Genomic DNA, 15755 nt, shown 5'->3' on the forward strand with positions numbered 1-15755 from the left:
CGTCAGCCGTTCTCCCGGGCGGCCGCACGCTGCCAGGCCGTCTCCCGCAGCAGGCGCAGGCCGTTCAGGCCGACCAGGACCGTGGAGCCCTCGTGGCCCGCGACGCCGAGCGGCAGCGGCAGGGTCCCGGCCAGGTCCCAGACGACGAGGCCGGCGATGAACGCCCCGGCGATGACGAGGTTCTGGACGACCAGCCTGCGGGCGCGGCGGGACAGGGCGACGGTGGTGGGGACCGCGGCGAGTTCGTCGCGCACGATCACCGCGTCCGCGGTCTCCAGGGCGAGGTCGGAGCCCGCCCGGCCCATGGCGACGCCGGTGTGCGCGGCGGCCAGGGCGGGTGCGTCGTTGACGCCGTCCCCGACGACCAGCACCTTGCGGCCCGCGCTCGCCATCTCCTGCACGGCGGCCAGCTTGTCCTGCGGCAGCAGCCCGGCCCGCACGTCGTCGATGCCTGCCTCGGCGGCGAGGTGCGCGGCGGCACGGGGGTTGTCGCCGGTGAGGAGCACGGGGGCGGCGCCGGTGAGCGTGGCGAGCGCGGTGACGGTGGCGGCGGCGTCCGGGCGGAGCCGGTCGGCGATGCCCAGCAGTCCGGCGGGGGCGCCGTCGACGACGACCAGGACGGCGGTACGGCCGGATTCCTCCAGGTCCCCGGCCAGGTCGGCGACCGCGCGGTGGGGGCCGTCCAGCAGGCGGGACGGTGCGCCCACCTGGACCGTACGGCCCGTCACGACGGCGGTCACTCCCACGCCGGGAGCGGAGGTGAAGTCCTGCGCGTCGGGCAGCACCGGTCCGCGTTCGCGGGCCGCGTCCACGACGGCCCGGGCCAGCGGATGCTCACTGGGCCGTTCCGCCGCCGCCGCGAGCCGCAGCAACCCGTCCGCGTCCAGGCCGGATTCCGCCAGCGGCCGGACGTCGGTGACGCGCGGGCTGCCCTCGGTCAGCGTGCCGGTCTTGTCCAGCGCGACCGCGTCCGTCTGACCGATCCGCTCCATCACCACGGCCGACTTCACCAGCACTCCGTGCCGTCCCGCGTTGGCGATGGCCGACAGCAGGGGAGGCATGGTGGCCAGCACGACCGCGCACGGCGAGGCCACGATCATGAACGTCATGGCGCGCAGCAGCGCGTCGGTGAGGTGTGCGCCGAAGGCGAGCGGCACCAGGAAGACGGCCAGGGTCGCGGCCACCATGCCCAGCGAGTAGCGCTGTTCGACCTTCTCGATGAACAGCTGCGTGGGCGCCTTGGTCTCGGCGGCCTCCTGCACCATGCGCACGATCCGGGCGATCACCGAGTCGGACGCGTCGCGGTCGACCCGGACGCGCAGGGCGCCGGTGCCGTTGAGGGTGCCGGCGAAGACCTCGTCGCCCGGTTCCTTCGCCACGGGGAGCGGTTCGCCCGTGATGGTCGCCTGGTCCACCTCGCTCGCTCCGTCCAGCACGCGGCCGTCGGCGCCGACGCGTTCTCCCGGACGTACCAGGACGGTGTCCCCCACGGCCAGCTCGTCCACGGGCACGGTCTGTTCGCCGCCGTCCGGGGCCAGCCGGGTGGCCGTGGCCGGGGCCAGGTCGAGCAGGCCCCGGACCGAGTCGGCGGTGCGGGCCGTGGCCAGCGCCTCCAGGGCGCCGGAGGTGGCGAAGATGACGATGAGCAGCGCGCCGTCCATCACCTGCCCGATCGCCGCCGCGCCCAGTGCGGCGACCACCATCAGCAGATCGACGTCGAGCGTGCGGTCCTTCAGCGCCTTGAGCCCCTCCCAGCCCGGCTCCCAGCCGCCCGTGACGTACGCCAGGGCGTAGAGCGGGCCCCAGGTCCAGGCGGGGGCGCCGGTCAACTGCAGGGGCAGCGCGAGCAGGAAGGAGACGGTGGCCGCGGCGGCCCAGCGTGCCTCGGGGAGCGCGAGGACGCGGGTCCGCCGCCGGGCCGCGGCCCCGGCGGGTGCGGGCTTCGCCCGTTCGACCGGCCGGGGCGTGAGGGTGGAGGTCATCAGGGGTCCTTCTGGCGGGGTGCGCGTGGCGCGTGGCCCCTCACCATACAGGAACATATGAAGACTGATTCATGTCTTCATTCCCCATCAGGGATGCCGGGGGTGGACGGGGTCAGCGCACCTTGTCCTTCGCCTTGTAGTAGGCGCCGCCGAAGGGCAGGAACCAGGCCGTGCCGTTGTAGAAGGGGACCGGGACCTTGGGGAAACCGAGCCCGCGCAGCGGATTGGCCTCCGGGCGGCCGTCCATCATCTCGGCGACCGCGCGGCCCATGTAGGTGGCCATCTGGACGCCGTGGCCGCAGTAGCCCATCGAGTAGTACAGGCCGTCGGCTTCACCCGCGTGCGGGAGCCGGTCCCAGGAGAAGCCGACCATGCCGCCCCACACGTAGTCGATCCGCACTCCCGCCAACTGCGGGAAGATCTCGGTCATCTCGGCCTTCAGAACGTCGCCGCTCTTGATGTCGGAGGCCGGGTTGGACGGGGCGAAGCGGGCCCGGCCGCCGAAGGCGAGACGGTGGTCGGGGGTCAGCCGGATGTAGTGGCCGATGTTCTTCGAGTCGACCACCAGGCGGCCGTTCGGGATCAGTTCCTTCGCGCGGGCCTCCCCCAGCGGCTCGGTGACGATGATGAAACTGCCGACATTGATGAGCCGCTTGCGGAACCAGGGCATCGACTTGTCGGTGTAGGCGTCCGTCGCCGCCATCACCTGCTTGGCGCGGATGGTGCCGTTCAGGGTCTCGACGACGAAGCCGCCACCCGGCAGGCGGGTGAGCCCGGTGGCCGCGTTGCGCTCGTGGATCTCCGCCCCGGCGCGTTCGGCGGCCTCGGCGAAACCGTGGACGTACTTGCCGACGTGCAGGGCGGCGCTCAGCGGGTCGAGCAGGGCGCCGTGGTAGTGGTCGGAGTTCAGTTCGGACTTCAGCTCGCCGCGGCTCAGCAGCCGGGTCTCGTGGCCGAAGTTCTCGGCCAGATCCCGCTGGGTGGCCCGCATCGACTCGAAGTGCCGCGGCTTGAAGGCCACTCCGAGCCGGCCCGCCCGGTGGAAGTCGCAGTCGATCCGCTCGGTCCGGGTGATCTCCTCGACCACGTCGACCGCCTCGCGGAAGGCGTCGTACAGCTCGCGGGCGCGCTCCTGGCCGTACCGCTTGCGGGCCTCACCGACACCGATGGTGAGGCCCTGGGTGCACATGCTGCCGTTGCGCCCGGAGGCGCCCGAGCCGACCTTGTCCTTCTCGACGAGGACGACCCGGGCTCCCTTGCGGGCGGCGTGATAGGCGGTGGACAGGCCGGTGAGGCCGCCGCCCACCACGACCACGTCCGCCTCGTCGGGCAGGTCCTTCCGGGAGCGGTCGGGCAGGGCGGGGGCGGTGTCGAGCCAGTAGGGAACCTGCTTCATGGGGTGCGTCCTCACATTCGTCCGGGTGGGTCAGCAGCCGAGCAGCTTCGGCAGGCCCGTCATGTCGGGCAGCTCGTCGTACGGCTGGTAGTCGGCGCTGCCCGGGCGGCCGTAGCGGTTGATCCACACCCGGCGCCGCAGTCCGAGGTCACGGGTGGGGATGTGGTCGTACTCCCAGCCCTGGGCGGTGTGGACGACCTGGGACGGCTCGACGCCGATGGCCTTGAAAGCGTGCTCGAAGGTCTGCCGGTCCGGCTTGTAGGCGCCGGCCTGCTGGGCGGTGATGACGTGGTCGAACTCGACGCCGATGTTCTCGACGTTCCGCGCGATCAGGTTGTCGTCGGTGTTGGAGATGATGGCGATCTCGTACCTGGTCTTCAGCGCGCGCAGGGCGTCCGGGACCTCCGGGAAGGGGCCGAAGGTGGGGACCGCCTCCACCAGGGCGTCGCCGTCGGACTCCCGGTACTCCAGGCCGTGCAGGCGCATGGCGTTGCGCAGGCTGGAGTGCAGGATTTCGTGGTAGGGGCGGTAGGCCTCCAGCACGGCCTGGAAACGCATGACGCGGAAGTCGTCGAGGAACTCGTCGACGTCCAGGTTGTCCAGGTCCAGCCGGTCCTCCAGAACCTTCAGGGTGGTCGGGCCGAGCTGGAAGTCGACCAGGGTTCCGTAGGCGTCGAAGGTGACGATCTCTCGCATGGGGTTCAGCCTCGATCTCGCGGGTTTCGGAAAGCGGGTGTCGGCAGCGGGTTTCAGGAACGAGCGGGGGCTTCAGACGACGCGTTCGCCGGGTGCGACGATCGCGTCCAGGGCGGCCAGGTCGGCCGGGGCGGGGATCCAGTCGGCCGCCGCCGCGTTGGCGGTGACCTGTTCGGGAGTCATGGCGCCGCAGATGACCGAGCCGACCGCGGGGAGCGCGGCCAGTCCGCCCACGGCGACCTGGAGGAGGGTCAGGCCGCGCTCGGCGCCGTACGCGCCGAGCGCCTCGGCCTTGTCGAGGGCGGCATCGGTGAGCCAGCCCTGCCGCCAGGACAGCCGGCTGCCGGGCGGGGGTCGTTCACCTCGCCGGTACTTGCCGCTGAGCAGGCCGTTGGCCAGCGGGTAGTACGGCAGCAGGCCGACGCCGTGGCGCAGGCAGGCGGGGATCAGGTCCCGTTCCACGCCTCGGTCGAGCAGGTGGTAGCGGGCCTGGGTGGACACGAAGGCGCCGGTGAGGTCTTCGGCCGGCAGGTTGGAGCAGCCGACGTACCGGATCTTGCCCTCGTCGACGAGCTCGTACAGGGCGGCGACGGTCTCCTCCAGCGGGGTGAGTCCGTCCGGCTCGTGGTACTGGTACAGGTCGATCCGGTCCGTGCCGAGCCGGCGCAGGGAGGACTCGACGGCGTACCGGATGTAGGGGCGAGCGCCGCGCCTGCCGTACATGTCGGCCTCGGGGCCCATCTCCATGCCGAACTTGGTGGCCAGGACGACGTCCTCCCGGTGCCCTTTGAGGGCGGCGCCGAGGAGGCGTTCGCCGTCCCCGCGGGCGCCGCCGTCCTCGCCGAACCCGCCGTACATGTCGGCGGTGTCGAACAGGGTGATCCCGGCGTCGAGGGCCGCGTGGACGACGGCCTTCGTGCCCTCCTCGTCGAGGCGGGACCCGAAGTTGTTGCCGCCGACACCGACGACGGAGACCGTCGGTCCGCGTTCGCCCAGGGTGCGGTACCTCATGACCGGCTCCCGAAGCCGATGCAGACGTTCTTGGTCTGCGTGTAGCTCGCCAGGGCTTCCAGGCCCTTCTCCCGGCCCCAGCCGCTGTGCTTGTAGCCGCCGAAGGGCAGCTCGACGCCGGTGCCGACGCCGGTCGCGTTGACGTAGACCTGCCCGGCCCGGATGCCCTCGGCCAGGCGCATGGCCTTGTCGATGTCACGGGTCCAGACGTAGGAGGAGAGGCCGTACGGGCTGTCGTTGGCGATGTCCAGGGCCTCGTCCGCGTCGTCGAAGTCGATGACCGTGACGACAGGTCCGAAGATCTCCTCGCGGGCGCACCGGGCGTCGTTGGTCAGACCCGTGAGAACGGTCGGCTCGATGTAGTAACCGCCGGCCAGGGCCGGGTCGGCCGGTGCTCCTCCCCCGGCCCGGGCGACGGCGCCCTCCTGCCGCGCCAGCTCCAGGTAGCCGAGCACCCGGTCGCGCTGCCGTGCGGCGACCAGCGGACCGATGTCCGGATCCGTCAGGCCGGGGCCGACCCGCAGGGCGGCGACCCTCTCGACCAGCCGGTCCAGGAACTCCTGGGCGCCACGCTGGAGCAGCAACCGGGTGCCCGCCGAGCACATCTGCCCGGCGTTGCTGAACGAGGCACCCATGATCGCCTTCAGCGCCAGGTCGAAGTCGGCGTCCGCGAAGACGACGAACGGGGACTTGCCGCCCAACTCGGTGACTGACGGCACCACGTTGGCGGCGGCCGCCTGGGCGACCTTGATGCCGGTGGGCACCGAGCCGGTGAAGGTGACCTGGTCGATGCCGGGGTGACCGGCGAGCGCGGCCCCCGTCTCGCCGTCGCCGGGGACGACGTTCAGCACGCCCGGCGGGAGACCGCACTCCAGGGCGATCCGGCCGATCTCCAGCGGGGTGAGGGGCGCCTCGGGCGACGGCTTGAGCACCACCGTGCAGCCCGCCGCCAATGCCGGGGCGGAGCCTCTGGCGGTGTTCTGCAGGGGGTAGTTGAACGGGATGATCTGGCCGGAGACGCCGATCGGCTCGCGGACGGTGTAGTCGACCAGGCCCGGGCCGAGGGGGATGGTCGTGCCGCCGAGCTTGTCCGCGGCGCCGGCGTAGAACTCGAAGTAGCGGGCGGCCGCCTCGACATCGGCCTCGGCCTGGCTGAGCGGCTTGCCGGTGTCCTGGCTCTCCAGCCGTGCCAGGCGCTCGCCATCGTCGCGAACGGCCCCGGCGATCCGGTGCAGGAGCCGGGCCCGGTCGGCGGCGCGCGTCCGGGCCCATTCGGGTGCCGTGAACGCCGCGCGGGCGGCGGCGACCGCCTGGTCCACGTCCGCCGGTCCGGCGAGGGCCACCTCGGTGAGGGGCGTGCCGTCCGCCGGGTCGAGAACGGTGAAGGTGCGCCCGTCGGCGGCGGGGATCCGCTTTCCGTCGACGAGCAGCAGCCGGGTGTCGCCGCTCATGGCGTGATCTCCCCCTGCACCTCACCGAAGATGACGACCTCGTCGCCCGGGCGGACCGTGCGGATCCGGCGCACCCAGAGCACGATGCCGTCCCGCGGGGCGCTGACCTCCTCCAGCGTGTTGCCGTAGTGGTCGACGATGGTGGCGATCAGGTCGCCTTCCTTGCAGGTCTCCCCCGGGTCGGCATGGCCGACGAAGAAGCCGCCTGCGGCGGAGCGGGCGAAGGTGCCGGCGACGGTGGTGTAGGTGTCGCGCAGCTCCGCGGCGCCGTCGATCATCTTCAACTGCCGCAGGATGTTGCGGATCGAGTGGGCGTGCAGGGCGACGTTCTCCTCGCGGTAGGTGCCGCCGCCGACCTCGATGGTGATGGCCGGCTTGCCCGCCGCGAGGGTGGGGTGGCGGACCGTGCCGCCCCACTTGCCGCCCTTCCAGACCAGTTCGTGGCCGGCGGCCAGCGCGAGGTCGGTGGCCAGGTCCTCGTAGCCGCCCTGGAGGATGACCAGCGGCGCGATCTCACCGAAGGTGCCGCCGGTGTGCAGGTCCACGAGCGCGTCGACGGCCGGGACGACCTGCTCGACGAACGTGGCGGCCAGGCGCAGCGAGTACGAACCGTCCGCGTCACCCGGGAAGATCCGGTTGAGGTTCAGGTGGTCGAGACCGCTGGTGCGGGCCGCCGCCTCGAACGCGGGGGTGTTCATGCAGGGGATGGCGACGACCGTGCCGCGCAGGGAGGCCGGGTCGATCTCCGCGAGGACGCGGCGGACGGCCTCCTGGCCGTCGTACTCGTCGCCGTGCACGCCCGCGTCCACGCACAGCACCGGGCCGTCCTGGGTGCCGTTGACGACGATCAGCGGGATGCCGAGCTCCACGCCGTAGCTGCTGGTTCCGACCGGGATGAGGCCCTGGGCGCGCTCGCCGGGGGCGACGGTCAGCGGACCGATGGAGTACATGTCGTTCCTTTCAGAAACGCCTTCGGAAGGGGGTCACAGGCGGGCGGAGGCCTCGTCGAGGGTGTCCGCGATGATCTCGGCGACACGGTCGAGGAGCCGGCGGTCGCTGATCAGCGGGGGCGCGATCTGGACCAGCGGAGCGGCCCGGTTGTAGACCCGGGCCAGCAGACCGGCCTCGCGCAGCCGGCGCGGGATCAGGTCGGCGACCAGTTCGGTGCGTGCGCGGTCGCTGAAGCCGCCGTCCTCCTGGTCGCCGACGAGTTCGCAGGCGTAGAAGAAGCCGGCCCCGCGGACGTGGCCGACGATCGGCAGGTCCGCGAGGGCGGCCATGCGCTCGGCCAGGTGGGTCTCGTGGTCTCGGACGTTGTGCAGGATCCGGTCCCGCTCCATGATCTCCAGGCTGCGCAGGGCGAGGGCCGCGCTCAGCGGGTGCCCGGCGAAGGTGTAGCCGTGGTTGAGGACAGCGCCCGGCCGGTTGATGACCTCGACGACCGGGTTGCTCACCAGGGTCGCGCCCATGGGGGCGTATCCGGCGGTGATGCCCTTGGCGACGGTGACGATGTCGGGGCGGGCGCCGTAGCGGTCGCCGCCGAACCACTCCCCGAGGCGGCCGAAGGCGGTGATGACCTCGTCGGCGACGAGGAGGAACCCGTAGCGGTCGGCGAGGGCGCGCAGCCCCTGCCAGTAACCGGCCGGCGGGGTGATGCAGCCACCCCGGTTCTGCACCGGCTCGGCGATCAGCATCGCGATGGTCTCCGGGCCCTCGGCCAGGATCGCGGCCTCCAGTTCGGCCAGCAGGCGGGCGGTGAACGTCTCGTCGTCGACGTACTCGGGGGCGAGCCCGAACCGGTTGGTGTTGGACACGAACCGGGTCTCGATCGCGCCGGGCCCGTACGGTTCCCGCAGCCCGGGGTCGTCGGTGAGCGACAGGGCCCCGAGGGTCAGGCCGTGGTAGGCGCCGCGGCGGGCGATGGCCTTGGTGCGGCCTCCTTCGCCGCGCAGGGCGTGGTAACGGCGGGCGATCTTCCAGGCGGTCTCGACGGCTTCGGCGCCGCCGCCCGAGAAGAAGGTGTGCTCGATGTCGACGGGGGCGATCCGGGAGAGGCGCTCGGAGAGTTCGATGGCCGTCGGGTGCGCCGAGGAGGACCACAGCGGGCTGAAGCACAGCTCGCGCAGCTGGCGGCCGGCGGCCTCGGCGAACTCGGGGGCGTAGGAGTAGCCGAGCTGGCAGCAGTACAGGCCGGAGAGGCCGTCGATGTAGCGCTTGCCGTCCGCGTCGTCGACGTAGGGCCCCTCGCCACGGTGGACGACGAAGAGGTTCTCGCCGTCACGGCCGAGGGAGCCGTTGGGGGTCATGTTGAGGAGCAGGTGTCTGGCCGCGGTGGCGGACAGTCCGCCCGCCGGGGCCTGGGTGCTGAGGGTCATGAGGTCTCACTTCCGGCGGGGAGGCTCACCGCGGGCTCGGTCGGCAGCAGTCCCTGCTGCTTGCCGGAGCCGCTGAGCCGGCGCGCCACGCCGACCAGGGCGAGGCCCACGACGGCGACCGCGATGAGGATCGCGCTGACGGCGGTCACCGACGGGTCGACGTTGTACTGGAGGACGTTGAACACCTGGACGGGGAGGGTCACGGTGTCCACCGAGGACAGGAACTGCGAGATGAAGAACTCGTCGAAGCTGGTGATGAAGGAGAAGATCGCGGCGGCGACCATGCCGGGCATGGCCAGCGGGAGGGTGATCCGCCGCCAGACGGTCAGCCGGCCCGCGCCCATGCTGGCCGCCGCGTCCTCCAGGCGTTCGTCGATGCCCTTCAGCGTGGCCATGAGGATCATCACGGCGATGGGCGAGGCCAGGACGGTGTGGCCGAGGGCGATGGCGATCGGGCTGCCGAGCATCGCGGCGGGCTCGAAGAGCAGGAACAGGCCGAGCGCGATGACGACTTGCGGGATCACGAGGGGCGCGAGGACCAGGCCGTAGACCGCCGAGCGCAGCGGGAGGTCGCTGCGGACGAGGGCGGTGGCCGCCGTCATGCCCAGGATCAGGGAGAAGACGGTGGTCAGGGAGGCGACCAGGGCACTCAGGGAGAGCGCGGCCGGCCACTTGCTGCCGTCGGCGAGCAGTTGCCTGTACCAGCCGAACGTCCAAGCGCTGGGCGGGAAGGTGCCGAAGGCGTCCTTGCCGAAGGAGGTGACCACGATGACGACGATCGGCAGGACCAGGAACAGCAGGATGAGCGTCGACAGGACGGCCAGGGTGATGCGTCCGGCCAGGGTGGGGCGCAACTCGATCATGACGCCGTCCCCCGCTTCCGCAGGGCCTCGCCGGCCGACTTCAGCAGCCTGAGCAGCAGCAGTCCGGCGAAGGTGAGCAGCAGCAGGATGATGCCGAGGGCCGAGGCGCCGTTCCACTGGTTCTGCTTCATGACCTGCTCGTCGATGAGCGAGGCGACCATGGTCTGCTTCTCGCCGCCCATCAGGGCGGGGGTGAGGTAGTAGCCCAGGCAGAGGATGAAGCACAGGACACCGGCGTTGACCAGACCGGGGGCCACCAGAGGGACGTAGACCCGGCGGAAGATGGTGATCCGTCCGGCGCCCATGCTGGCCGCGGCGGCGAGCAGCCGGCGGTCGATGCCCTTCATCACGGCGTACAGCAGCAGCACGGTGTAGGGCAGCATCACGGCGGTGGTGCCGATGACGACGCCGATCTCGTTGTAGAGCAACTGAAAGGGCGCGCCGGGGAAGTGAAGGCCGGTCAGGACGTTGTTCAGGACGCCGTTGTCGCCGAGCAGGATGATCCAGCCGTAGGTGCGCACCAGCGCGCTGATGAAGTGCGGGACGACCACGACCAGCATCGCCAGCCCCGCCCACAACGGCTTGAGACGGGAGATCGCCGAGGCCAGGGCGAAGCCGACGACCAGGCTGATGAGCGAGGTCTCGGCGGAGATGCGCAGGGTGGTGAGCAGAATCTCCAGGTTGGCGCCGCGGAAGGCGTCGGCGTACCAGTGGAGGGTGAAGCCGCCGGCGTCGGTCCTGAGGCTCAGCATCAGGGTGCTGAAGATCGGATAGACGAAGAGGATCAGCAGGTAGAGGACGACGGGCGCGGCGTTCAGGAGTCCGAAGCGGGTGCGGCGGTCGGACAGTACGTGGCCCCTTCGTTTCTTGTGGGGCACCGGTGCGACGGAGCGGGACGCCGGAGCGAGTACGGCCACGGCTCTCACTCCCCGTCTTCCGCGTCGGTGAAGACGCTGACGTTGGCGGGGTCCGCGGTGAGTCCGACGCGCTCGCCGACGGCGGGGGCACGTCCGGAGGGCAGTTCCAGGCGTACGAGTTCGGTGTCCGCGCCGCTCATGGGGCGGACGGTGACGCGGACGAGCGTGCCGACGTAGGTGACGGAGTCGACGGTGCCGGTACAGAACCCGTCGTGGGGCGGGCACAGGGCGAGCCGGCCGGGCTGGATCGCCGCGCGCACCCGCGTGCCGTCCGGGAGGGCCTGCGGGCGGGCCGTGATCAGGCCGCCCGTGTCGAGCCGGACGGAGGTGCCCTGCGGCGTCTGTTCCGCCAGGCGGCCCGGGAGGAAGTTGGCGGCGCCGAGGAAGTCGGCGACGAACGGGGTGCGCGGGCGCTCGAAGAGCTCCCGCGGCGTGTCGAACTGGTCGATCCGGCCGTCCCGCATGACCGCGATGCGGTCGGAGAGCACCAGGGCCTCTTCCTGGTCGTGCGTCACGTAGATGACGGTCAGGCCGAGTTCCTGCTGGATGCGCTTGATCTCGGTCTGGAGCTGGTCGCGCAGCTTCTTGTCGAGGGCGCCGAGCGGTTCGTCCATCAGGATGACCGGGGGCCGGTAGACCAGGGCGCGGCAGAGTGCGACGCGCTGCTGCTGGCCGCCGGACAGCTCGCGCGGGCGACGCCGGGCCATGGCGGACAAACCCGCCATCTCCAGGGTCTCGCCGACCCGGCGGCGCTGGTCCGCCTTCGACACGCCCCGCAGGGTCAGCGGGAAGGCGACGTTGTCCCACACCGTCATGTGCGGGAAGAGCAGGTACTGCTGGAAGACGAAGCCCAGGCCGCGTTTCTGCGGGGCGAGGCGGGTGACGTCACGGCCGCCGACGACGATGCTGCCGGAGTCGGGCTCGCAGAACCCGGCGACCATCATCAGGGTGGTGGTCTTGCCGGAGCCGGACGCCCCCAGGAAGGTGACGAACTCCCCCGCGGCGATCTCCATGGAGACCTCGTCCACGGCGGTGACGCCGGCGTAGGTCTTGCGAAGCCGCGTGACGGACAGGGGTTTTCCGGTGCCGGCCGCGGGCGGTGGGGCGGCGAGGGAGGGCTCGGGCATCACGTCGGTCTCAGGCATGCGTCCACTCCTGCCAGCGCTTGGAGACGGCGTCCTGGTTCTTGATCCACCACTCGACGTCCAGGTCGAAGCCGTTCTTCAGGTGCGCGGGCGAGCTGGCGAGGTTCTCGGCGGTGGCGGGCTTGAGCTTCTTGTAGGCGGCGGGCACGGAGGGAGCCATCGGGTAGAGCTCGGCGTAGGCGGCCTGGACCTCGGGACGCAGTGAGAAGTCGATGAGCCGGTAGGCGGCGTCGAGGTTGGCGGCTCCCTTGGGGATGCCGAGGGCGTTGCTCTGGCGGCGGGCGCCGTTCCACCCGTACGCGAGCGGCGCACCGCCCTTGATCAGCGCGTCGAGGCGGCCGTGCCAGACGCTGGAGGCGTCGACCTCCTTGCGGCCCAGCAGCACGCCGGGCAGGGCACCGGTGTCCCAGAACTTCCGGACGTGGGACTTGATCTCGCCGAGTACCTTGAAGGCGCGATCGACGTCGAGCGGGTAGAGCTTGTCGAGCGGTACGCCGTCGGCGAGGAGGGCGAACTCCAGCTCGGGCAGGTCGGCGTCCAGGGCCTGGAGGGCGCGGTTGCCCGGGAAGGCCTTGGTGTCCCAGAAGTCGGCCCAGGAGGAAGGTTTCTTCCCTCCGAACGCGTCCGTGCGGTACGCCATCACGCTGGCCCAGTAGTTCTTGCCGACGGCGTTGGTGGTGACCAGGTTCTCGGCGATGCCGGCGTTCTTGAAGTTCTTGAGCCGGTCGTGGTCCAGTTCCTCGGTGGCGCCCTCCTTGTGGAAGAGCACGAAGTCGGCCATCGAGTCGTCGATGACGTCGAACTCGGGGCGGCCCTGCTTGATCTGGGCGAGCATCTGGGCGTACTGGATGTTCACCACCTTGACCTGGATGCCGGTCTCCTTGGTGAACGGCTCGTAGATCGCCTGCTGGTTGGCGTCGCCGTAGGAGCCGCCGCTGTTGCGGACCACCAGCGTCTTGGAGCCCTTGCCACCGGATCCGGCGGCGGCCCGGCTGGTGCCGGTGCCGCAGCCGCTGAGGGCGGTCGCGGCGGCGAGACCCGCCGTGGCTGCGCCGACTCCGCGCAGGAAGTGCCGGCGGTCCATCCGGGCGCCACGCGGCTGAGCCGCATGTCGATTCGTCATCGTGTGCCTCCTGGGGTGGTGCTACGGGGAGAGAAGGGGGGCGGCCGGGGCGGGGGTTACGAGGGGTTGTCCGTCCCCTCGGGCGCGGCGCCCAGGCCGGGGGTGCTGAGGGCGCCGGGGAGCGTGGCCGTGTCGGGGTCCCACCGGACGGCGAGGGCGGCCAGTTCGTCGCCTTCGGTGACGGTCAGGCCGTGCATGCCGTAGAAGACGCGGCCGTCGGCCGGGGCGTGGACCGGGTGCTCGTGGCCGTCGGCCGGGTCGACGATGTGGCCGAGGACGTCGCCCTCGGCGACCTCGCCGATGACGTCGGCGTCGAAGGAGAACCGCGGATACCACAGTCCCGTGGCCTCGGCCGTGACCCCGGCGGACCAGACCCATGCACGGATCGGGGCCGGCACGGAGCCGTCCGGTTCGAGCACGCCCAGGTGGCGCAGCGCCCCGAGGAGGCCGTCGACGCGGCGCAGGGCGGTGGCCTCGTCGCGCTGTCCGAGTTCGCCCACTTCGACGAGGACGGCCGAGATGCCGCGGCGGGCGGCGGCGGCGTGGCTGTTGCCGCCCTCGGCCGTCAGCCCGAGGATGACGTCCTCGACTCCGAAGGAACCCGCCAGTGCGGCCGTCGCCTTGTCGAGGTCCGCCTCGCCGGTGAGGCGGTAGCCGACGAAGTCCCGCAGGACCTGGTCGATGCCGCCGCAGTGCAGGTCGATGTAGGTGTCGGCGCCGTCGATCAGGTGGGCGAAGAGCCAGGCGGCGAGCCGCTCGGTGGGGCCGCCGTCCGGGTCGCCGGGGAAGACGCGGTTGATGTTCACACCGTCGAGCGGGGAGATGCCCAGCCGGCCCTGGTACACGGCGGGCGGGTTGGCGATCGGGCAGATGACGAGCTGTCCGCGCACCCGGCCCGGTTCCAGCACGTTCACCAGGCGCGTCACGGCGTCGACGGGGGTGAACTCGCCGCCGTGCACACCGGCGGTGATGACCACCCGGGGGCCGGGGCGGGCGCCGTTGACCAGAGTCAGCGGGATGTCGAGGGCGAGGGTGCCGAGGTCGGCCCGGACGGTGCCGCGTGTCATGGTGCCGGGCCCGGCCGTGAGGGAGCCGACGGAGAGAGTGCTGTCGTTCATGGTCATGCCTCCGTGCGGCCGACGGTCGAGAGGAAGCCGATGGGCTGACGGGAGGCCCCGTCCAGTGCGAGGTCCGCGGCGATGTCGCCGAAGGCGGGCGAGAGTTTGAAGCCGTGTCCGGAGAAACCGGCGAGCAGGACGACGTTCTCGGCGCCGGGCAGCGGGCCGACGAGCGGTCGGCTGCTCTCGGTGTAGCCCTCCATGTAGACGGAGAGCCGGACGGGGTCGGGGTGCAGGTCCGGCAGGTAACGGCCCATGAGCTCGGTGAAGATCTCCAGTTCCTCGGGCCGCACGGTGCGGTCCAGCCGGTTCGGGTCGCCGGCCGGCAGGTGCAGCGCGCGGGACAGGCCGAGCTTGACGGAGATGCCGTCCGGGGAGGGCAGGCCGTAGCAGTGGGTGGGTGCCGTGCGGATGAAGGCGGGTCGTTCCTCGCCGGTCCAGGCGTCGGAGGTGGGTACGTACCAGGCGCTGACGAGCCGGCGGACGTCCACGTCCCAGGGCAGGTCGGGCAGCAGGTCGTCGACCCAGGGGCCGGGGGTGACGACGGCCGTGTCGAAGCGTTCGCTCCCGGCGTCGGTGCGGATCTCCACGCCGTTCGCGAGGGGGACGACCTCGCGGACCGTGGTGTACCGGTGGATGACGGCGCCCAGGTGCTCGGCCCGGCGGGCGGCCGTCTGGATCGTCAGCTCCGGGCGGATGAACCCGGCCCGGCGGTCGAGGACGGCGACGTCGCCGTCCTCGATCCGGTACTGCGGGAAACGTTTGGCGAGCGCCTCGCTGTCGAGCACCTCGTGGTCGAGGCGGTGTTCGGCGATGGACCGCAGGACGGTGGCCATCTGGTGGTGGTCGGTGGGCCCCATCAGCAGGCAGCCGGTCAGGCGGCGCAACTCGCGGCCGGTCTCCTGCTGGAGCCGCTCCCAGAGGGCGTCGGCGTGCTGGAGCAGCGGCACGTACCGGGAGTCCTCGAAGTGGGCGCTGCGGAAGATGCGGGTCTCGCCGCCGGCGGCGCCGCGGTCGTGGCCGGGAGCGTAGCGGTCGTAGCCGACGACCTCCGCGCCGCGGGCGGCGAGTCGCCAGGCGGCCTGGCTGCCCATCGTTCCGACGCCGACGACGGCGACGCGCTTCCTGGCAGCTGACACAGGGCTTTCCTTTCGTGTCGCCGGGGCGCAAGCTGAGCCCCGGCGTGAGGCTGTCGATTCGAGGAGGTTCGGGCGGAGGCCGGGCCCTTCGGAGCTCTCCGGCCGCATTCGCCCCGTTCTCGGAGTCCGGCTCGCTTCCCGGGGTCTTCCGGGTGCCGTGCCACATTGTGGAATGCTGTGCTAGAATCTGGCACAGAGAATGGCAGTGGCACTCAGGGGAGTCAAGAGGGTGCCGGCCGGAAGTTCCGAGGATTAACAGGGGGAAACCGGATGGAAATGAAGAGCGTCACCAGGTCGCTGCGCGTCCTCGAGGCGGTCGCCCAGCACCAGCCGGTGACCGTCGGCGAACTGACCAAGCTCTTCGGCCTGCCCAAGTCGACCGTGCAGCGCACCCTGGTCACCCTGGCGGAGGCGGGCTGGCTGCGCGCCAACCGCAGGGACACCACCCGCTGGGAGATCGGCGCCCGCGTACTGGCCGTACGGCCCGCCGCCCTCCAGGGATCCACCCTGTTCGCGGCCGCCCGCGAGCCCATGATCCA

The 15755-nt window shown here is 71.6% G+C and carries 14 protein-coding genes; 1 reads left to right on the top strand and 13 read right to left on the bottom strand.

Annotation, left to right across the window (positions count from 1 at the left end):
* Positions 1-2: 2 nt before the first annotated feature.
* From ABEA82_RS15040 to solA, 13 genes are all read right to left on the bottom strand, one after another.
* On the bottom strand, positions 3-1982 hold the full coding sequence (locus ABEA82_RS15040; RefSeq protein ID WP_345661963.1) for a heavy metal translocating P-type ATPase: 1980 nt from the start codon (positions 1980-1982) through the stop codon (positions 3-5).
* 112 nt (positions 1983-2094) lie between these two features.
* The gene (locus ABEA82_RS15045; protein WP_345661964.1) at positions 2095-3378 is read right to left on the bottom strand and encodes an NAD(P)/FAD-dependent oxidoreductase; all 1284 of its coding nucleotides are present in this window, start codon (positions 3376-3378) and stop codon (positions 2095-2097) included.
* A 30-nt stretch (positions 3379-3408) separates the two neighbouring features.
* Entirely contained in the window at positions 3409-4074 is a 666-nt protein-coding gene (locus tag ABEA82_RS15050; protein WP_345661965.1) for a haloacid dehalogenase type II, read from the bottom strand.
* Between the two features lie 72 nt (positions 4075-4146).
* Positions 4147-5085 carry an aldo/keto reductase gene (locus ABEA82_RS15055; protein WP_345661967.1) on the bottom strand — a complete coding sequence of 313 codons (939 nt, stop codon included), beginning with the start codon at positions 5083-5085 and terminating at the stop codon, positions 4147-4149.
* A complete protein-coding gene (locus tag ABEA82_RS15060) occupies positions 5082-6536 on the bottom strand; it encodes an aldehyde dehydrogenase family protein (protein WP_345661968.1) in 1455 nt (484 codons plus the stop codon). Before ABEA82_RS15060 ends, ABEA82_RS15055 begins: the two co-directional genes overlap by 4 nt.
* Positions 6533-7486 (bottom strand): succinylglutamate desuccinylase/aspartoacylase family protein, encoded by a 954-nt coding sequence (locus ABEA82_RS15065; RefSeq protein WP_345661969.1) that lies wholly within the window; start codon positions 7484-7486, stop codon positions 6533-6535. The genes ABEA82_RS15060 and ABEA82_RS15065 overlap by 4 nt, the downstream gene beginning before the upstream one ends.
* A 33-nt stretch (positions 7487-7519) precedes the next feature.
* The gene (locus ABEA82_RS15070; RefSeq protein ID WP_345661970.1) at positions 7520-8911 is read right to left on the bottom strand and encodes an aminotransferase class III-fold pyridoxal phosphate-dependent enzyme; all 1392 of its coding nucleotides are present in this window, start codon (positions 8909-8911) and stop codon (positions 7520-7522) included.
* Complete coding sequence (locus tag ABEA82_RS15075) at positions 8908-9774, bottom strand: ABC transporter permease (protein ID WP_345661971.1); 867 nt, start codon at positions 9772-9774, stop codon at positions 8908-8910. Before ABEA82_RS15075 ends, ABEA82_RS15070 begins: the two co-directional genes overlap by 4 nt.
* A complete protein-coding gene (locus ABEA82_RS15080; protein WP_345661972.1) occupies positions 9771-10691 on the bottom strand; it encodes an ABC transporter permease in 921 nt (306 codons plus the stop codon). The genes ABEA82_RS15075 and ABEA82_RS15080 overlap by 4 nt, the downstream gene beginning before the upstream one ends.
* Positions 10692-10696: 5 nt before the next feature.
* Positions 10697-11836 carry an ABC transporter ATP-binding protein gene (locus tag ABEA82_RS15085; protein ID WP_345661973.1) on the bottom strand — a complete coding sequence of 380 codons (1140 nt, stop codon included), beginning with the start codon at positions 11834-11836 and terminating at the stop codon, positions 10697-10699.
* Positions 11829-12959: an extracellular solute-binding protein gene (locus tag ABEA82_RS15090; RefSeq protein WP_345661975.1), complete on the bottom strand. Its 1131-nt coding sequence runs from the start codon at positions 12957-12959 to the stop codon at positions 11829-11831. The genes ABEA82_RS15085 and ABEA82_RS15090 overlap by 8 nt, the downstream gene beginning before the upstream one ends.
* Positions 12960-13015: 56 nt before the next feature.
* Complete coding sequence (locus ABEA82_RS15095) at positions 13016-14077, bottom strand: succinylglutamate desuccinylase/aspartoacylase family protein (RefSeq protein WP_345661976.1); 1062 nt, start codon at positions 14075-14077, stop codon at positions 13016-13018.
* A 2-nt stretch (positions 14078-14079) separates the two neighbouring features.
* Positions 14080-15216: an N-methyl-L-tryptophan oxidase gene (solA, locus tag ABEA82_RS15100; RefSeq protein ID WP_345661977.1), complete on the bottom strand. Its 1137-nt coding sequence runs from the start codon at positions 15214-15216 to the stop codon at positions 14080-14082.
* Between the two features lie 276 nt (positions 15217-15492).
* On the opposite strand from solA, the gene ABEA82_RS15105 reads away from it, so the two are divergent.
* The coding region (locus ABEA82_RS15105; RefSeq protein ID WP_345662357.1) for a helix-turn-helix domain-containing protein at positions 15493-15755 on the top strand (263 nt) is incomplete at its 3' end.

This window comes from Streptomyces venetus, from assembly GCF_039540295.1.
Lineage (GTDB): Bacteria > Actinomycetota > Actinomycetes > Streptomycetales > Streptomycetaceae > Streptomyces > Streptomyces venetus.